We start from the raw sequence: 20,124 nt of genomic DNA, 5'->3' as shown, positions 1-20,124 counted from the left end.
TTCAATTTTTATTCCAATCCTTTCACAAAACTCCATTGGTTAAAAAGAATATTCCCTGGTTTACCTTCCTTTTCAATTGGGATCAAGACCAATTTATTTGCTGTAACCTCTTTGACCTTAAATTTTCTAACTACTCTATTTGGATTTAAAATCTCTACCAATTGATTAACTATTTGCCATGTGCCATTTATTTCTCTACCGTTTTCTAAAACTTGAGAGAAACTTCCATCTCTCCGAAAAATAAATCGCCTTCCTTTATAAGCCTTATCAACTCTTGTTTTGACAACATCTTTCATTTTTCCATATGCCGCTTTTGATCTGGCATCCATTAAAGTCATAGATTCATCCAATTCAAAAACCCAATTACCAACAAGGTCCTCTTGTATTCCATTGACATTAATTTCTTGAGCTGATAAATCAACTACCTTAAAAACAAGTAATACTAAGAGCAATAAAGCCCGTCGTTTAAAACTGAAAAAATAAATCTCATTTTGTTTGCTAAAATTTTTCATTTCAAAAGGCTGTATTTTTTGTTTTACTTTCATAAAGTTGTTTTTATAGAAAACTCAGCTACGAAAATAAAACCAACCAACCCAACCCTAAAACGGAATGTCATTACAAAAATGAAGGTGTTACCATACTTTTATTTCATGGTTATTTTTATCGATACTTGTTTTTTATTGAGAACTTTTTGACAACTTAGACTAGATATAAAAACATTTAAATGATTGGTTTTTAGCTAAGGATTAAAGGAAAAAATGGACAAACAAGTTTTTAACGTTCAAGAAAAGCTTATTTTTATTCAAACTATATAATTTGTAAATTTGATACTGTGTAAGTTTCATTAAGTTCTCTTTATTTAACAAGATAAACAGTAATTATCATCGTTTTTCTACAACTTAAAATCAATTGAACTTTTCCTATATCCAAATTGAATTTCTGATTTTCCACGTAATTTTAATTCTTATAAAATTAACTTTTAATTAATTAAACCTAAGAACATAAGGTTTTTACTACCTAAAAAACAAAAGACACTTATGACATACCCTTACTTTTTATAGGGTTTTACCTTAGTTTTTTTTTAATACATATAATTATGTTTGTCCACGAACACAACCCTAACAAAACTTAACCTATGAATTTAAAAAACGTACTTGTTGTTGACGACCACCCTATTTTTGCGGATGCTATCAAACAAGACATGCTTCAAAATACTAACAAAGTAAATGCTGTAAACTTTAAAATTAATACTGCTTTTACTTGTGATGAAGCAATTGACATAATTAACAAAAGTCAAATTACTGAACCTCTTGATTTAGTTATTCTGGATATAAACCTAAAACCTTCAAGAGAACACAATATTTTATCTGGTGAGGATTTAGGAATTAAGCTGAGAGAATACTTTAATAATATCAAAATTATTGTTTTAACAGCTTTAAATAACAACCATGCCCTATTCAATATCTTTAAAACAATAAAGCCTGAAGGCTTTTTAATTAAATCTGATATTTCACTGGAAAACTTATCTAGTGGTATTAAAAATGTTTTATCAGGACAAACTGTTTATAGTAATAGTATAAACAACCTCATTACAGGTCAATTATCAAACAAACATGTTTTAGACGATATTGACCGAAAAATTCTTCATTATCTTTCATTAGGATACAAAACCAAAGATCTTCCAAAAATTATTAATCTATCCTTAGGAGGTATAGAGAGAAGAAAAAAACTATTAAGAGAAATATTTGATACACCTAGTAGAGATGACAAAGCGCTAGTAGAAACAGCTAAACAAAAAGGTTTTATATAAAAAATGACTTTATGAAAATAAAAAAAATTCCAGCATTTAATCTTCAGGAAATTTTAATTGTATTAATTATCATAGGTATATTACTTCTTTTAGCTTTACCTAATTTAATGCCACTCATTAGTAAAACTAAAAGCATTGAAGCACAAACTCAACTCAAATACATTTATAATTCACAAACCTCATATCGTTATATGTATTCTACATATGCGTTTGATTTTAATGATATCGATTTTACGCCCCCGAAAACGGTTAATGAAAACGGAACAAGTAACTATACTTACGAAATCATAGCAAGTAATAACAATCAGTTTAAAGCAAGAGCAACTGCAATTACTGATTTCGATGGAGATGGCACATTCAATGTTTGGGAGATTGATGAAAACGGTATTCCTATTCAAACCGTAAAAGATTAAGTGATGGTTTTTAAAATACTATTAATATTTGTATTGTTTAGTATAGCTTATCAAGACATTAAGCAGCGTTTAGTGTATTGGATATTATTTCCTATATCTGCTATTTTATTTGCTTATCTATACTTGAACCATTCCTCATGGCATACTTTTTTAATAAATTTTATTACAAATACAACCATTGTTTCCTTAATGATTTTTATTTTATATTTCTACATAAAATTGAAACTAAAAATTGATTTTCAACAGGCCATAGGACTTGGGGATATTCTTCTATTTTTTGCTTTAACTTGTACTTTCCCTACCGTAACATTTATCGTCGTTTTTGTATTTGCATTAATATTTTCACTTCTTCTTCATTTGATTTTAAAAAATAAATCTACTACAATTCCTTTAGCAGGATACATGTCTTGTTTCATCGGAGCTATCTATTTAGGGTATTGGTCAAACATCATTGAAACTATTTATCAATTTTAATTCATTATGGAAAATCAAACGTTTCAAATTTCTCCTTCTTTGATCCAAAAAATAGATAGCGAACTTGCATATCATTATAAAATCGTACCAATAAAAGAAACGGAAAAGCACTTAGTAATTAAAGCTGAAGACGATAGTCTGTCATTTAAACAAGAATTACAGGTTATTTTAGGTCATGAAATTGAAATAGTTACAGACTCCAGAGAAAATATTCTTAAGTATCTGACACTGAATTACAGAAAATCGCAGCACAAAAAACAGGATGATTTACACTATTCCAATGACTTTCTTGAAAAATTACTGCTCACCGCTAAAAACTTAGGAAGTAGTGATATTCATTTCGAACCATACGAACATAAATGCCGTATTCGATTTCGATTAGATGGTAAACTAAAAGAGTATTTTTCTATAGCCTTACATGAATACCCTGTTATAATCAATAAATTAAAAATTAAAGCTGGTTTAGATATTTCGGAAAAACGCTTACCGCAAGATGGTCGAATAACCATTAAGACAAACCATACCGAATTTGATATACGTGTTTCTACTTTACCCACTCTGCATGGCGAAAAAATCGTACTTCGTTTATTAAGTAAGGATGCAAATCATATACAATTAGAGGATTTAGGTTTTACTCAACAAGAACTTAAAATTTATAAAGAAACCATCAAAAGGCCGAATGGCATAGTTCTCATCTCAGGACCTACCGGTTCAGGAAAGACCACGACGCTTTACGCTACGCTTAAATTATTAAATGATGATAAAACAAACATTGTAACTATTGAAGATCCAATTGAATACACCTTAGAAGGTGTGAATCAAGTACAGTTAAAAGAAAACATTGGACTTGACTTTTCTAGCACATTAAGGACATTTTTGAGACAAGACCCAGATGTTATAATGGTTGGTGAAATTCGAGATGTAAAAACGGCTAATATGGCTATTAGAGCCGCGCTTACTGGTCACTTAGTTCTATCTACGGTGCATACCAATTCTGCATGGGCAACGGTTTCTAGACTTATAGACATGGGTGTTCCGCCTTTTCTAATTGCAAGCACTTTAAATGTTAGTGTTGCGCAACGTTTAGTCCGAAATTTATGCCCTACTTGCAAGCAAGAACGACCTATTGGAAAAGAAGACTTTCCTTTGCATTTTCACAAACCAAAACATTTAAATATGCATTATATTCCAATTGGATGTAATCAATGCTATCATACAGGCTATCTAGGACGAAAAGCAATTTATGAAATCATACCCGTTTCTAAATCTTTAACACCCCATATAAAAAACAATGAACTAGAAATTGATTCATATTTAAATGCTAATAAAATTAAAACACTCAAAGATAATGCCCTTGAGTTAATAGCTGAAGGCATAACCTCTATCGAGGAAGTCTATGCGCTTTTAATTGATTAACCTGTCCTATAACTTACCAATTTATATGAAATTCTATTTTAATTTAATCCTTTTTTTAAGCCTTAACCTCTGTTTTGCTCAAGGGTATGACAACCGAATAGCTTCAATAAAAAATCAACTAGACATTTTAGCTGTTGATAATAATGGGCTCTCAGAAAAAGTCAAAACTGAAATCAGCGTTAGCAATATAACCTTATCTAATTTGCTCTTAGGAATTTCAGAAATACATGATATTAACATTACACTTTCTCCCGAACTGAATCAAACTTCTATTATTAATAATTTCTCAAATGTTACTGTTGCTGATTTATTAGCCTTTTTATGTAAAGAGTATGATTTGACCATAGATTTTTCAGGTAATATTTTAGCCATCAAAAAATACAAGGCTCCCATCGAACAAGAAAAGGAAAGAATTATTCCAATTACTTACAACCCGGGAGAAAACACCATTAGTATTGATGCTAAAAATGATAAATTGTACGACGTTTTTAAACGGATAATAGATGAATCTGGCAAAAATCTGGTATTTACTCCTGGAATGGAATCCAACAATTTAACCTCTTACATTAAGAGTATGCCTTTCGATTCTGCTATGGATAAACTCGCTTTGGCTAATCAACTAGAACTAGAAAAAACAAAAGATGGTTTTTACATTTTCCAAGAATATGCTTCAGACAATGCGTCTGACAATTCTATACGAAGAACAAAAAGTTCTAATCTAAATTTTAAAATCTTAGATAAAAACAGAAAACTTTTGGAGGTAAACTTCATGGATACGCCTATATCTTCAATAATTGATGATATTGGAACAGCTCTAGATATAAATATTTTTACTGCAACTCCTTTAGAACAAGCTGGAAATATAACCTTTAAAACAAAATCTATTTCCTTTGAGGATTTGCTAACAAAAATATTTGAACAAAGTTCTCAGATTAGTACATCATCTGAAATAGACATACAACCACAAAGTAACAACAGTAGAACAAATCAAATTCAAAATTTCAAGCAATCTCAAAATGCTACAAAGTTTACCTTTAAAAAAGAAAACAACATCTATTTCTTTGGAACAGAGGATCAATTAAGTGTTCGGGAAGTGGCTATCATTCCTTTACTCCATCGCTCTATAGAAATTCTCTCTGATCCTTCAGCAGGTTCAAATAGAACAGTGGGAAGAACCTATAACACACAAGATCGTTTCAGTAATAGCTATAACAACACCAATAGTAATAATTACAATTCGAATTCTATCTCTAACAGAAATAATAGAGAAAATATTAACTACAATAGTCAAAATAGTTTTTCTAATTCAAACACTCAAGTGGAAGCATTATTAAACATTCTTCCCGAAAACATAAAGGACGATTTAGATATTAAAATTGATCAGGAGTTAAATAGCTTTTACGTCTTAGGTACAGCTACAAAAGTTCAGCGATTCAAAGAATTTATCAAAAAAATAGATAAACCAATCCCTGTAATATTAATCGAGGTCATGCTACTAGAAGTTAATCGAAACTCCACTATTGAAGCTGGGGTAAGCTGGGGTATAGGTGAAGAATCTGTCGAAACTCAAGGAAGTATTTATCCAAAAACAGATTTGACTTTAGGAGCCCAAACCATTAACAAAGTGCTTAATGGGTTTGATGGATTTGGACATGTCAATTTAGGAAAAGTTGTGCCTAATTTTTTTGCTACTATAAAAGCTATGGAAAGTAATGGGAATATCAAAATCCGTTCAACACCAAAACTTTCTACACTAAACGGCCACAGAGCAACTTTTTCCAATGGTCAGACCTCTTATTACGCGGTAACGCAGCGCAATATTTATGGAACAGACAACCCTCAAACTTCTGAAATCACAAACTATGAACCCATTGATGCTGAACTAGGATTAACTATTAAGCCTCTGGTTTCTGGAGATGGTCAAGTAACCTTAGATATTTTTGTTATTCAATCCAGCTTTGGATTAAGAATTGCTGAAGATGCTCCACCTGATTTAAGTTCTAGAGAATTTAGTTCTATCATACGTGTACAGGATCAGGACATTGTCGTTTTAGGAGGATTAGAAGAACAAGTTAAAAATGATTCAGGATCAGGTGTCCCTTTCTTAGCGAGAGTTCCTGTTATAAAATGGCTTTTTAGTCAACGTAAACGTGAGGATTCGAAATCTAAACTGACTGTACTTATAAAACCAACTGTAATTTATTAATGATAAGGAAACTTGAAACATATTTAAAGTATGGCAATATATTTTGTGGCATTGAGCATAGTTCACAAAATGGACAAAACATTATATACGCCACAATTTTAAAAAAGCACAAAAGTGAATTACAAATAAAATCACAGTTTAATGCAACCTCTATTGAGAAACTATCCACAAAAGTAAGTAACCATCAACATGCCTCAATCATTATTAATAACGAAAATGTACTTACTAAAAGACTAAATAACAACAAACATGAACCCTTAAATTTAGTTTATGAAGCTTTCCCAAACATCAATATAGATGAGTTTTATTATGAAATAGTGAGTCAAGACTCCAATCATTTTATAAGTATATGTCGAAAACAACATGTTGCTGGATTAATTTCCGAATATGCCAATTTCAACATAAATATAACTCGGATTTCTCTGGGAAACTTGGCAATTGAAAGCTTATCGAATTTTATTAACGCAGATTATATATATACTTCAAACTCTAAAATCTCATGCTACAACCAAACAATTGTCACAATTGAAAAAACAAAAAACGATTCTGAGGAATTTTACGATATTAATGGAATCCAATCGAATAGCAATTATATATTATCAATTTCTGGAGCACTAAATTCTGTTTTAAATCATTTTAAACCACAACACAACCTCCAACCTCTAATTCAATCCCTGCATAAAAATTATGTAGAATCAAGGTTTTTTAAAGAATTTCTAAAGTTTTCAGGAGTTTTTATACTATCGATTTTATTAATTAATTTTTTTGTTTTTAACCATTATTTTGAACGAGTTAATTTGTTAAAAGAAGAAACTCAAATCCATCAAACTACAAAACAAAATATTCAAGCTTTACAAGAAGATGTTGGTAGATTGCAAAAAAAAGCAGATGACATGCTTAAAATAAGTTCCTCTAGAAGTTCATTTTATATAAATAAAATCGTTCAGAAATCGCCTGATTTTATTTTGTTAACAGAACTGAACTATCATCCTTTGGAAAAACGAATAAAAGCATCCCAACCTATTGAAATTAATGAAAATACTATATTAATCTCAGGAGAATCTTCAAATAATGAGTCTTTTCCTTTGTGGATTAATGAGCTTGAAAAGCTAGAATGGATACAAAAAATAGAAATTTTAAATTTTTCTAATGTATCATCATCTCAATCGGAATTTAGTTTAAAAATATATTTAAAGCATGAAAACTAAAAGTATATGGTTAATTGTTGGTTTTATCTTAACCTTAGTACTAGCATATAAACTAGCGATCTCTAAAACGATTGCCATCAGGCAGGAGTTTAATTCATTAAAAAATACATCTGTCCTTCTAGAAGATACACCCAGACAAATGCAAATTTTAAAACAAAAGCAAGTTTATTTTGATTCCATTTTAAGTAAATACAGATTAAATAAAGGCTCTATTCAAAATAACCTACTACAAACCATCAATACTTATGCTGATAGTACAGATTTAAAAGTTATAAATTTTATTGAGCCTCATACTGTTCCATCAAATGATTTAATAATAAACACATATCAATTTACACTCGAAGGATCTTACAATTCTATAATAAAGCTAATATATATACTAGAACAAGAAACCAAATTTGGAGAAATCATTAATCTTCATTTTGAAAAGAAAACCAATTTCAAAACTTCAAAACAGTACCTTCAAGCTCAGATTCTTCTTAAAAGCTATGGATAAACTTATAAGCTCGCTTAGATAAAACTCAATATGCAAAAAAAACACCTTAAAATAACTAATGAAAAACCTTATTCTAAATTTCGATAAACAAGTTAAATTTGTATCGCTATTAATTCTTTAACTTGAGAGAAAAAAGAATGACCACAACGCTTTAATTTTAATTAATTAGAGCGTTTTATTTTATATAAAACCAGCATTTTCAGCAGCTTGAATAAGTTCTCGATCTCCTTTGTCTTCCACATTAAAAACCTCCTTCAAAATTCTTTTTCTTCGCTCCACCGCAGCAATGGACAACATTAATATATCTGGTAATTCTTTCATTTTTGTTCCTCGTGAAATTTCATACAAGAGCTGTCTATCGACTTTATCTAATACAAAGTCATTTGAAGACGTTTTTCTCAAAAATTTCAATACAGTTTTACTGTAATAAGGAGGATCTGTCATGATTGTATTAATAGCTTCAACTAAAACCTCGGAAGTTAAATCATTCTTTATCAAAAACCCTTCCGGATCTAGACTTTTAAAAATACTATTTAAACGAATGTTTTTGTTATGTGATGTGGAGACAATTATTTTTACTTCAGGAAAAGCTTGTCTTAACCGAACTCCTAATTCTTCTCCTGAGATCATTTTCCCATCTTTTGTTGGAGGAAGGCTTATATCTAAAAACACCAAATCAAAACCATCCTGTATCAAAGCTTGCTCTATTTTAATAACTGCCGTATCACAATCATTTGCCGATTCAAAATTAAAATGACAATTCAAATTCTCCTCACTCACGTGTTCAAGAGCCTTCTGGTAAGCCTTAACAATAAGTGGATGATCATCTACTACTAACACATTAAAAATCTTCTTCATTCTTTTATTAAATTTCAACAGTTATTAATGTTCCTCCTTTATGTTTTGTAAAAATATCAATCGAACCATTAAATTTATTCACTCTAGACTGCATATTTTTTAATCCTATTCCCTGTTTCATTTTTGTATTATCAAACCCAATCCCATCATCTTTAACCTTCAATATTAACTTATCATTTTTAAAACAAAATTCAATAACTATATTATTGGCTTGAGCATGCTTTATGATATTTTGAATGGCTTCCTGAATAATACGATACAAAGTTACTTTAACTTTAGCATCAACATCACCCCATAGAATATTTTTATCCTCTTTTATTTCAAAATGAAATCTATGTGACTTACTCAAATTAGTTATATAATCCTCTACTACAGAAAAAAAACTACTTTCTGATTTCAATATACTATTTTTAAGGGCATGTGATATATCCCTGATTTCATTCTCAAGCACATGTAATTCATTCACATATGCACTGAAATCCTTCACATCCTCTTCTTTCCCGCTTAAATCTAAAAACCCCAATCCAACCCTTGTACCAAAAAGCCTTCCCAAAACACCATCATGCAACTCCTCTGAAATCCTATCTCTTTCCTCTCTTCTACCCTCCTCCAATTTAATCTGTTGTTTCATCATTAGAGAATATATCTCTTCATTTGCCTTTTGCTGATCTTGCTCTAGTCGAAGGGCTTCATTTCTAGCCTTCTGCCTGTGAAATAAATAAAATAAAATCAGGATTACAATTATTGTACTCCCAATTACAGATATCAATATATTTTGAATCGTTAAACGATTTGTCTCCTCAATATATTCATCTGTTTCGTATTCTATTCTCGTGAACTTATTTCTTATGGATCTCTCATGAATCTGTAGTCTATCATTTAAAGCTATATAAGATTTAAGGTATTTTGAGGCATTTTTTTTATCGAATTCAGAAAGCAACTTAAGACCAGCTAATTCATCTTTATAGTTATTAACTGATTTTGCTAGCTCAATAGCTTCCTTAGCATTGATTATTGCCATATCAAGCTTATAATTTGATTCATAATATTCAGCCAGATGTAGTTTACTAATTACAATCCCAGATATATTACTCATACTATCTCTAATAGTTAAGGCCTTTTCAAAATCTCTTAAAAGACCTGTAGTATCACCAAACTTAAAACGACTGTAAGCTAAATTATCTAATAATTTTGCATATAACCTAACATTTACCTCTCTTAGCCCATCAAACTGTAATGCCTCACGAAAAGATTCAATAGCCTTTTGATAATCTCCGTTTTGATGGTAAACTAAACCTAAATTATTTAAACTGGTGACAGAATAAGTTCCTTTATCTTTAATCTTTGAATATATTCTTAGAGCTTTATTATGATAAAATAAGGCCTTTTCAAACTTATTTAGTTTTTGAAAATTAATACCAATAAGATTATAGCACAGATAAAGAGATGTATTTTTATTTAATCCTTCTAATTTCTTCACTGCCTGAAAAGCAAGTTTTTCGCTACCCGTAAAATCCATTAAGTCATTCTTAATCGAAGACATACTGTAAAAAGTTTTACCCGACCAATAGTCATCGTCTATACTTTCAAAACACTTATTAGCTTGTTGATAATTAAAGTAAGCACTATCAAAAACCTCATTTGTTGCGTAAAAACTTCCATAATCAAAGAAAGAAACACCTACCTCCACAGTATCTTTTAAAGTTTTTGCTAATTGAAGCCTTTTTTTATTTAAGCGGTCAAATAAAACCTCATTTTGGGAATTTAAAGCCTCCGTACTAATATTAGAAAGCACCCTAAGTCTCAAAGTATCATTTTGAATTCTATCAATAAGTGAAATAGTATTGTTTAAAATTTCAGTTTTATCTTCATTCAATCCTGTGAAAACAAAACCTTCTTTAACCAAAACAGATATGCTATCTATCACTTTTTGATCAAAGACTTGTTTACTAACATTATTTTTGGAATGGCAAGAAATAAGGAATACAGCTATTAGTATTGAAAGGCCAATTTTGTAAAATATTTTATTTCGATTTAATTTCAAAGAACCTAGTTTTTTTTGCAAAAAAAACATTATAAAATGTAAATAGGATGAGATTTAAGATAATTATAACCTTTACATAGTGAATATCAACAACATATTACAACCAATTTTTCACACATTATTAAGTAATACACTTAAATAGTCCCACATAAAAATCAAGGCCCTAAATTTTTAGGGCCTTGGTAAAATAATTAATCATTTGGCGGTGTTATAGGTTTATCATCTGGGTCAGTTGCATGAACATCAAATTCAGTAATTAATGTGTCATCCTGATCTATATCTTGTTTTGTACAGGATAATAAAATATTTGAGAATATTATAATTCCCCAAAAAAAGGTACGCTTTAATAGCATTGCATTTCGTTTTAATTAGACAATAGGTATGAGCCAGATGCTAGCTGAAACTCGAAATGCGCGCATGAAACTGAGTCAAAACACGTTTTTTAGTGTATTGATAATCAGTAAAAGAATTCTTTATTGAAGGCAAATGTATACTGTAAAAAACAACAGTAGAAACTTTTAAAAGCGTATTTAGTAAAAGCTATACCTCTAAGAGAAACATGCAAGGTTTGGAGAGAAAACAACAATTTACACTGCTAAACTAGGAGCTAAATTGTTTACCATTTGTTCTACATTATTTTTGTAAAAACGGGTAAATGGTACATTTTTATTGATTTTTTTAAGTGTGCATTTAGAATCTCCATAATTAATTCTAGAAACAAAGTTAGTATTCACAATATAACTTTTATGAACCCTGAAAAAATTCTGTGGTAAGATAGATTCGTAAGTCTTCAGGGTTTTAAATGAGTTGATAACACTTCCATCCTCCATATAAAAGTCTGTTGTATTATTATCTCCTCTTAAAAAAAGGATTTCTTCCACATTTAAATACCTGTAATCTTTATACGATTTCAGACATATTGTGTTAATTGCCTTTTTAGGGCGTTTTTTTTTAAATCTAAGTACTGATTTTCTTAAATCTAAATCTTCCATGGGTAATAACAAATAATCAAAAAAACCAGCTTTTATTGATTCATAAGCTTTCTCCTTAGATCTTGACATGGCGATAAACTCTGGTCTGGTATTTAAATATTCATTTACCTCTTTCTTTAGATCAAATGCATTAAAATTTTCTATATCAATATTTATGAAAATGATATCCGGTGATTCCTTAAGAATCATATTCATTAATTGATTATAATCATTTGAAACTCCAATACAATTAAAGCCTGATAATTCTTCCAACTGCTTTACTAAATAGTTATTTAGTAAACTCTCCTTACTATCTACAATAAAATAATTATACAAATCGATTACCTTTTGGTTTGTAAAATTACAGACGCACAAAAAATCAATTTAATGGAGTTACATTAGAAAAATTAAGGCTTTTCTATTAAATATTTTTATTTAATAAATCTAAACATCTACAACAACTTCGATAAAATTTCGTTCAATTAACTCTTTTCTATTTCTTTATTCTAACAACTCGAATTCCATTCTATCATTGTATGCAAATGAAAACTTAGATTGTACATAAACAAACTTGGCAGAATCCCCAATTCCAACCTTTTAAATTAAATCACATTTATAAATAATACTATACAAACTGAAAAAGATCTTGAATTTCAATCTAAATTTCATTAGGATGTGAATGATCGTAATATGAAACATGGCTATAATAAACCATGATACAATCAACAATTCCACACTTATCCAAGCAAAGCCCTATAGCAAATTAAAATTCATTTGTTATTGTGCAATTTCTAACTTAGAAAGCTCCATAATTATATAAAAATACAAGTCCCAATACACTGGATTTGTTCTGGGGTTAGTTTCATCATTATAAAACCAAACGGTTTCAATTTCACCTTGTTTATTTCTTTTAACATTAGTTTCTTCTTCCACAATTTCTAAAATAACTGAATCAGTCAGCTTTTTATACTTTGCATAAATTGGTAAATCACCATGCGGAGTGTCTCTATTTATATTATTCTTTTTAAATACTTCAGTATTAAAACCAATTGGTACATACTCGCGATTAAAAACAAACCATTCTCCTTTACTATTTTTCTTCATTCCATATGGAAAATTTATCCTAAAAAAATCTGTTAAAGCCATATTTTGTGTTTTTTGAATTATGAATATAATGATTATTCTTACCTTTTAGAGAATAAATTATAAACTTAAAATGAAATAAAACCTTCTGAGACCAGTATAATCGATGTAAGGACAGTTTTAACTTAAAAAATAAATTTATAATGCTATTTTTCTATTTCCATTTTTCTCCAAAATACTAATTTCCAATCTTTCATTATCTCCCATTGAAAACTTAGTTAACACATAAACAAACATTTGTGAATTACCAATAACTACTTTTTTAGGAAATTCACATTTATAAATAACATCAAGTTCCAATTGCTGATAGGATGCTTTTCTTTTCTTGTTCGATGATACCCTATACACCTTTAGATAATCTATTTCAAAATCAATCTCTGACTTATTTTTAATGTCAAATACTAAATAAACCTCATTATTTTGATATCTGGTTTCTAAAAGTTTTAAAACAACTCCCTTTTTACGTTTGGTACGCTCGGCAAAATAATCCTGTCCTAAAAGATACTGGCTGAACCTTTCATAATACTGATGCTTTTTAATCGTTAAAGAATCTTCATTAATAATACTTTCCTTAATCGGTATTTCAGGAATTTCATTTCCGATACTTTCTGATTCAGACACAAAATAATTGAGCCTTGTTATGGAATCTTTATACTTAACAATATAAGAATACACCTGCCCATTATCAGTAACAGCTAAGAGGTTGCTTTGATGTCCTGGTCTTGCTTGTAATAATCCAAAGTACTGTTTCTTTTCCCTGTTATAGGTAAATACAAAATCCTCCGATCCAGTTATTCCCTGACGAATATAATCTGGAAAAAATAACGCCACATTCATTTTATCATTGGCATAAATCGTATCCAAAGGCTTTAAGTGTTGTGCGTTTAAAGTTAAGCTCATTAAAAATGGTATGGCTATCATATTTAAAATTCTCATAATGAATTGTTTTAGGGTTATTGATCTATTTTGAGGTATAGTTTATAATTATCCAATACCGTAACTTTAATACTCCTGTTATGTCTCTGAAAAATCCCCTTCACTCCTCCTATTTGAGGTAGCCCAGCGATATTGATATCCTGAACGACATCACCGATAACTTCGGTGGTGGCCTCACCTCTAAAACTATTTTTCACATAAATACCTTCATTGCCATCAGTCCAGTCATAAGCCTTTAGTTTAATAGGATAGTGATTCAGGTTACTGATATCGATAATCGTTCTATTGGGTTTAAAATCTATAAAGCCATACACTTCCGTATGTTTAGGAAATATTCTGCCATTGATTTCAGTATCTTCTAAAAGCCGCATTTTTATTCTGTAGTTGGCTTTCACAGTTTGAGTCCCGTCAACAACCACCGGAATGTATTTGTCATAAGCTCCAGAAACAACGCCTTGAGGGTTTGAAGCAAAAAAAAGTTGATGTTCCAGTGCCAAAGTTTTAGCATCTGTTTCTTCTTCTATTATTTTATCTGATTGTACTTCAGGAATAATCGTTTTGGATTCCGCTACTGGCAAACTCCTTTTTCCCTGATTTCTTCTTATTTCAGGATCATCAGTATAATAGATTCTACTATTTCTATAGATACTATCAACTATTTTTAATTTTTGCTTGTCGATATAACCTGTATCATAAACGCCTAAAGAGTCCAGATATCGCTCATCATAGATACTGGGAGCATTGGTCTGTTTGACTTCTTTTAAGTCATTTATGGCTTCTAGTTTAGATTCATATTGTTTTTTGTCATCGTTGAGATCAGGCAATAATATTTGATTCGTATTCATTTCAGGGGCCTTATCCTTTTCCTTAAGCATGATTCCATATCCGCCAATAAACAGCAGGACACAAAGAATGATGCCAGCAAATACCATTTTATTTTTTTCTAATTTCATCTGTTCAAATTTTATCAAGAACCTAAGGTTCAGTTATTAAATTATTTCTGTAGGTAAAAACTAATTTTAACCTATTGCCCATTATGGGCTTTCATAATGAATCGTGTTTAATTCATTTCTAATTTCCTTAAGCTTTTTTCAAAATAATTAGTTATCAAAAGTCCGTGGGTATTATTCGGAAAGCTCCGATCGACATGAATCAGTGACCCAGTTGAAATAAGCTCATACCTATCAATCACTGCGCCTCTATTAATTTCAAAAATGATAGTGGTTTCAAACTGATAGGGCTCCTTTTGAATATTAACTTGAGAACTAATCTGTGTTACCTTTTGTACTAAAGAATATTGAAGGAGCCGGTTATACACCCCATCAGCTTTCTTTTGTCTATAAAGCGCATCCACGGAGCTGTTACCCAGCCATAAGGCTTTTTCCAGTTGACGCTCATAATTTGTCGCATCGATATCATAGAAATATTTATGAAACAATTTTAGATGTGATAGAGCCTCTACTTCCAGATTCTCATACTGCGACACGAGTTTCAAGGGAATCACACTTCCTTCCGTACTTATGGCAAAGGCATTTTCCGTCATTTGCTTATGCTGTTTTATAACCAACAGTATAGACACCACACTGACAATGGCTGCTGCAATGACCACGGTATAAACAATAAATCGGTTTAGTTTCAGTACTGAGTAAATATCTTTATAAGGGGTTTTCATAAGACAAGTTTTTTAATTAGTAAATAATCGAATGGTAAAAGAGGTAGCTCGCCGGTAGAGTTTAAACTTCAAAAAGACAATGAATCCAATGGATCCTAATTCCAACACTGGTCCAAAAAGATGACTTCCCCAATCGGTTCCAAACAGTTCTGACCAAAAGTTGGAATTGATCTCGGTATAGAGATTATTGACAAAGACATTAACCAGAAAAAAAGCTGGCACCAACATATACACCCCTGCATAGAGTTTAAAAAAATGATAGCCAATACTTCTGAACTTTTCAAATACAGAAAGACTAATGACCAGTGGAAAAAAGGCCTGCATAATGCCCAGTAAAAAATAACGCTCTGCTAAAAACAAGGGATAGATAAACAGATCCAGAAGCCATAGAAATAGTGCTATAATGAATGCAACTACTTTTAACCCAAACAGTGGTGTTACCAATGCTTCATACAATAATATCATGGCCTTTTTGGCGGCTTCCATGGCACTCACGTCAGCTTCAATATCCAGATCCTGCATCTGAAGCGGAAGGAGTGCCGGAGCCGTATCTCTATACTGGTTTTCAATGGCAACCAATATCCCATCAAATACACTTAGTACCTGAGTGGAAAATATCACTAAGATGACCACGGCAAAGTTCTTGGCCAGTTCTGTAGGAGTCAGTCCCCAGGTATATCCCTCTTTATTAGCGATACCTTCATTGTATTTTTTTAAGATATTAATCAGAAAAAACAGCACAGCCAGAGATTTCATCCCCGTTATCGTATACTCTGCAAAATCACTGTTTTTAATCGTCGTAAATACAGCGTCTACATATTCCAATCCGATGCCTAAAAAAATACCAGCCATTGTTTAATAGTTTGTTTCCCGGTTATTGATGCGATCCTGCATGTCTCTAAAGGCTATGATTTCTTTATAGCGCTTCGTTTTCAAAGTGACTTCAGCCACCATCTCTTTGGACTGCTCTTCCTTTTCTTTTAAGAATACCGCACGCTCGGCATCAGTCATATCAAGGGTGTTACTTGATAAAATCTGAGATACAAAATCCAGATCCTCCAGTGATTGTTCTATAATCGCATCAAAAGATGCTGAGATTCGGGCAACCTCTTCAGGTCTGATGTGTGGGGAGTTCAGTATTTTTCTTAAATCATCCTGTATGAGATTATAGAGCTGCTGATTGTTTTTATACAATTCCTTTACAGCATTGAGCTGTTTGATGACATTACTCACCTGCTCTATACGGTCTTTTTGCTCTTTTAAAAAACTAACAGTTTTTAGTAGTTGTGAGGTCTGCTTGGCCGACTCTATAAGCGATTTAGCCAGACTGATAAAGTTTGTATTATCATATACTGGCATCCCCTGACAGGCAGCGCCTGCTGGCATTAACACAATAATGGTGAATATTAAAGCTAATGTTCTGATTTTATGCTTCATGACAATTGGATTTTAATGGTTAAACTTCTATTTATAATTGTTTGACATAGGTTTGTATGGCGGTCTGCATATCTCCAGTTTGCTCATACAGATTCATGATGATCTCGTGTTCCTTACCGTCCGTTAAATAAGCTGCAAAGACCTCTTTGGGCACCTCTAATCTGAAAATATTAGAACTCTTACCAATCTTGATAAACATCTCGGTATACTTGCGTTTACCTGAGAGATTGTTCCTTATAGACTTTAGTTGATTCAGATCATGAGCGGAGAGATTCAGTCGTTTTTGAAGCTCATCATAGCCTTTTTCATTATGTAGGCTATACACGACCTGAGTATTTTCCAAAATACTGGCGGATGTGGAATTATCGGGTAACTGATTAATGGATTGTAAAATGATACCAATGGCGCCGTTTTGCTTTCTGATGGCCTGATAGTAGAACTCCACACTCTCCAGTACATTTTTAAACTTAAGTTGCTTGGCAAACTCATCAAATAGGATAATCCCACGCTCTGCTTTGTTTCTCCAAATGGTTCGCTGTATGGCAGACTTAATTAGCTTAAGCATCACCGATAAGATTTCCTTATTATCCCGAACTTCATCCAGTTCAAAAATAATGAGGCGTTTATCTTCGATTTTATAAGTCTGATCGGCATCGGTATTAAAGAGAAAACTATACAGCCCCTCATCCACATATTCCGATAGCACATGTAGAAAATCATAAAGCTTGAAATAGCGCTCTTCAATCCCTAGGTCTTTTAGTAAATGTTCCCTTTGATTATCTACGAATCGGTAAAGACCAGCCAGAGAGTAAACTTTATCTTTGGTATAGAGGTAATAATAACGAAGCACCTTTTTAATGGCCACTTCCTCGCCTTTTGAGGCTTTATCCTCTGAAGCTAAGAGTTCCAAAATAAAAGTAGCCAGATCTTCCAACCGCTCAGGAGTCACATCCTCAGCACTGGACACATAAAATGGATTTATCCCCAGGTTCTTGCCTTGTTCATAACGTAAAATGATATGATCGTCGGGATAGAGTTTCGCAAATTTGGAATACGATCCACCCAGATCAATAATCACCAGACGTACCTGACTCTCAAAATACTGCCTAAGGATGTTATTAGCCAGAAAGGATTTCCCCTCACCTGTTGGCGCAAAAATGGCAAAGTTTCTGGCTTTGATACGTTTTTTCCCTTCATCCCAGACATCTTTTAGTACTGGGATATTGAATTGCCTATCATTAAAAATAACACCGGTTCCATCCGATTGATAATTCGTGTTATTGATAAACAGACACAGGGCATGTTTTAAATCGGTCACATATAAATCTTCATTGGAAAAGTTAGAACTGTGACAGAAATAGGAATTTAAAATATACTGCTTGCGCTCCTCGCCTTTTGGATAATACGGCAAAATATCCAGCTCTTTACACTCCGCCTTAATCTTAGAGGCGATACTTTTTAGCTTTTCGGTATCTGTATCCCAAAATATGATATTCAGATGACCACGAATAATTCTTGCGCTCTCATCCTGATTAATCTGATCAACGACATCTTCAATCTTCCCAAGCACCACCTTATTCTGCGTGCCGAAATTGGAACTCTTTTTTAATTCTTCTATTTTCTTTTCCAGTAGTTTTCGCCATTGGTGCTTATCATCCAGATAAATGATCTGATTGATGATGTGGTTTTCATTTAAGTTTAGTCCTAATCCATCCATAAAACCCTGATGAAACACAAAACTGTCTGAAGTAAATTTATCATTGGTTTTACTACTCTGTACGCCTTCTCCAAAACAGCCTTCATTATTAATGGCTAGCACATCAAACTGATGATCCCCAATATCAATACTGGAACCATGGAGTCTCATATCGGTGAGTACATCGGCATTATAACCATTGAAATAATCCAAGGTTTGTTTATGTATCTCTTCTTGCGTTATTGGTTTAAGCCCTATCTTTCTACTGTTATTAACAAAGGAAACGGCATCACTCACCGAAGCCACAAAAGCTTCCACTTTCATATCCATTGCTTTATAAATGCCTTTATCTGCCGCCCTGAAGGGATTCACATATTTTGAGGTGTTTGTTCCCTTTTGATGTGGCATACTAAAAAACAGTAGTGATTCATGCTCCAAGTACTTACGGTCTTTAAAGTGATTGACGGTAGCTTGTTCTAAAAATGAAGTATTGGGTAGTTCTTCAGCCGAGTAGCTGCTTTTCTTATAAATATCCTGTTTATGAATCACTGTACCTACTGGCAAGGCTTTAAAGGCCTGAAACCAGATGCCGTGAATGGCTTCAAAATCTGCCTCAGACAGGGAATAGATCTCAGGCAATTGGCACGTATAGCCCAAAATCACATTCCCATTGGAGGCAAAAACCATATGCTCCTGAACATCCAGAATGGGGTAATACTGCATCAAATTCAGCTTATTCATAAGAGGTCGTGTTTACTTGTTTTACTGAAATGAGTTTTGGAAAGACACTGCCCAGTTGCCATTTCAAATGGCCTTTGGCTAGGTGGGTTAAGGTGATATACAGTCCAAGGTTTAATCCAACAACCAAAACAACAATCAATATTTTAAATGAAAAGATGATCACCAGAAGAGAGACCAACACACTGGTCATCATAAGGGCAAACAAAGCTATGGGCAGTCCCATAATCATGGCTTGTTTTCTGATATCTTTATAAACCTTGAACTGTTTCATATCACCCCCCTCTAGACAACAATACCAATCAGGTAGGTAAAGATGCCAACAACAGCACCTGCTATTAATACAAAAACCAATACTCGGGTAATACCTTTTTTTAAATCGGAGTTCTCACCAAAGAAGTGACCGGCATTAAACAGGAAACCAACTAAGAATATCACGCCCAAAATGATGGGAAAGACACTTCGGATGGTATCCGATACATCATTTACCGATTGTTCAATACCTCCGATCTGAGCAAAACTGCTTCCTGAGATCAAAAAACTTAAGATTGTAAAATAGATTGCTTTTTTCATCTGACTTGTATTTTGATTAACAACTTTTTCGAT

At 32.0% G+C, this 20,124-nt stretch carries 20 protein-coding genes; 6 read left to right on the top strand and 14 right to left on the bottom strand.

Going from position 1 to position 20,124, the window contains the following annotated elements:
- Positions 1–8: 8 nt before the first annotated feature.
- Positions 9–545, bottom strand: a complete 537-nt coding sequence (locus tag NO995_RS07425; protein ID WP_258226948.1) for a hypothetical protein — start codon at positions 543–545, stop codon at positions 9–11.
- A gap of 590 nt (positions 546–1,135) precedes the next feature.
- Here NO995_RS07425 and NO995_RS07420 point away from each other — a divergent pair.
- The 6 genes from NO995_RS07420 (at position 1,136) to NO995_RS07395 (ending at position 8,023) form a co-directional block, all read left to right on the top strand.
- Positions 1,136–1,810: a response regulator gene (locus NO995_RS07420; RefSeq protein ID WP_258226947.1), complete on the top strand. Its 675-nt coding sequence runs from the start codon at positions 1,136–1,138 to the stop codon at positions 1,808–1,810.
- Positions 1,811–1,821: 11 nt separating this feature from the next.
- Complete coding sequence (locus NO995_RS07415) at positions 1,822–2,223, top strand: general secretion pathway protein GspG (RefSeq protein ID WP_258226946.1); 402 nt, start codon at positions 1,822–1,824, stop codon at positions 2,221–2,223.
- A 480-nt stretch (positions 2,224–2,703) separates the two neighbouring features.
- Positions 2,704–4,113 carry a GspE/PulE family protein gene (locus tag NO995_RS07410; RefSeq protein WP_258226945.1) on the top strand — a complete coding sequence of 470 codons (1,410 nt, stop codon included), beginning with the start codon at positions 2,704–2,706 and terminating at the stop codon, positions 4,111–4,113.
- A gap of 25 nt (positions 4,114–4,138) precedes the next feature.
- Positions 4,139–6,319, top strand: a complete 2,181-nt coding sequence (locus NO995_RS07405; RefSeq protein ID WP_258226944.1) for a type II secretion system protein GspD — start codon at positions 4,139–4,141, stop codon at positions 6,317–6,319.
- A complete protein-coding gene (locus NO995_RS07400) occupies positions 6,319–7,527 on the top strand; it encodes a hypothetical protein (RefSeq protein WP_258226943.1) in 1,209 nt (402 codons plus the stop codon). The genes NO995_RS07405 and NO995_RS07400 overlap by 1 nt, the downstream gene beginning before the upstream one ends.
- Positions 7,517–8,023 carry a hypothetical protein gene (locus tag NO995_RS07395; protein WP_258226942.1) on the top strand — a complete coding sequence of 169 codons (507 nt, stop codon included), beginning with the start codon at positions 7,517–7,519 and terminating at the stop codon, positions 8,021–8,023. Before NO995_RS07400 ends, NO995_RS07395 begins: the two co-directional genes overlap by 11 nt.
- Before the next feature lie 180 nt (positions 8,024–8,203).
- On the opposite strand, the gene NO995_RS07390 is transcribed toward NO995_RS07395, so the two are convergent.
- The 13 genes from NO995_RS07390 to NO995_RS07330 all read right to left on the bottom strand — a co-directional run bounded on the left by NO995_RS07390 (position 8,204) and on the right by NO995_RS07330 (position 20,091).
- Positions 8,204–8,881: a response regulator gene (locus NO995_RS07390; protein WP_258226941.1), complete on the bottom strand. Its 678-nt coding sequence runs from the start codon at positions 8,879–8,881 to the stop codon at positions 8,204–8,206.
- A 7-nt stretch (positions 8,882–8,888) separates the two neighbouring features.
- On the bottom strand, positions 8,889–10,925 hold the full coding sequence (locus NO995_RS07385) for a tetratricopeptide repeat-containing sensor histidine kinase (RefSeq protein WP_258226940.1): 2,037 nt from the start codon (positions 10,923–10,925) through the stop codon (positions 8,889–8,891).
- Positions 10,926–11,116: 191 nt separating this feature from the next.
- Positions 11,117–11,278, bottom strand: a complete 162-nt coding sequence (locus NO995_RS07380) for a hypothetical protein (protein WP_258226939.1) — start codon at positions 11,276–11,278, stop codon at positions 11,117–11,119.
- 234 nt (positions 11,279–11,512) lie between these two features.
- Positions 11,513–12,169, bottom strand: a complete 657-nt coding sequence (locus NO995_RS07375) for a LytTR family DNA-binding domain-containing protein (RefSeq protein ID WP_258226938.1) — start codon at positions 12,167–12,169, stop codon at positions 11,513–11,515.
- 504 nt (positions 12,170–12,673) lie between these two features.
- Positions 12,674–13,042 carry a hypothetical protein gene (locus NO995_RS07370; protein WP_258226937.1) on the bottom strand — a complete coding sequence of 123 codons (369 nt, stop codon included), beginning with the start codon at positions 13,040–13,042 and terminating at the stop codon, positions 12,674–12,676.
- Positions 13,043–13,177: 135 nt separating this feature from the next.
- A complete protein-coding gene (locus NO995_RS07365; protein WP_258226936.1) occupies positions 13,178–13,975 on the bottom strand; it encodes a conjugative transposon protein TraN in 798 nt (265 codons plus the stop codon).
- 17 nt (positions 13,976–13,992) lie between these two features.
- Positions 13,993–14,928, bottom strand: coding sequence for a conjugative transposon protein TraM (gene traM, locus NO995_RS07360; RefSeq protein ID WP_258226935.1), 936 nt, complete (start codon positions 14,926–14,928; stop codon positions 13,993–13,995).
- 107 nt (positions 14,929–15,035) lie between these two features.
- Positions 15,036–15,647 carry a conjugal transfer protein TraK gene (locus tag NO995_RS07355; protein WP_258226934.1) on the bottom strand — a complete coding sequence of 204 codons (612 nt, stop codon included), beginning with the start codon at positions 15,645–15,647 and terminating at the stop codon, positions 15,036–15,038.
- Positions 15,648–15,659: 12 nt separating this feature from the next.
- Positions 15,660–16,499, bottom strand: coding sequence for a hypothetical protein (locus NO995_RS07350; RefSeq protein WP_258226933.1), 840 nt, complete (start codon positions 16,497–16,499; stop codon positions 15,660–15,662).
- A gap of 3 nt (positions 16,500–16,502) precedes the next feature.
- Complete coding sequence (locus tag NO995_RS07345) at positions 16,503–17,084, bottom strand: conjugal transfer protein (protein WP_258226932.1); 582 nt, start codon at positions 17,082–17,084, stop codon at positions 16,503–16,505.
- Between the two features lie 31 nt (positions 17,085–17,115).
- The gene (locus NO995_RS07340) at positions 17,116–19,521 is read right to left on the bottom strand and encodes a TraG family conjugative transposon ATPase (RefSeq protein WP_258226931.1); all 2,406 of its coding nucleotides are present in this window, start codon (positions 19,519–19,521) and stop codon (positions 17,116–17,118) included.
- Positions 19,514–19,792, bottom strand: a complete 279-nt coding sequence (locus tag NO995_RS07335) for a hypothetical protein (RefSeq protein ID WP_258226930.1) — start codon at positions 19,790–19,792, stop codon at positions 19,514–19,516. The genes NO995_RS07340 and NO995_RS07335 overlap by 8 nt, the downstream gene beginning before the upstream one ends.
- Positions 19,793–19,803: 11 nt before the next feature.
- Positions 19,804–20,091: a hypothetical protein gene (locus NO995_RS07330; RefSeq protein ID WP_188229315.1), complete on the bottom strand. Its 288-nt coding sequence runs from the start codon at positions 20,089–20,091 to the stop codon at positions 19,804–19,806.
- Positions 20,092–20,124: the final 33 nt, after the last annotated feature.

It is taken from the genome of Aestuariibaculum sp. M13, from assembly GCF_024723255.1.
Taxonomy (GTDB): domain Bacteria; phylum Bacteroidota; class Bacteroidia; order Flavobacteriales; family Flavobacteriaceae; genus Aestuariibaculum; species Aestuariibaculum lutulentum.
This window is presented reverse-complemented; position numbering and strand designations above follow the sequence as displayed.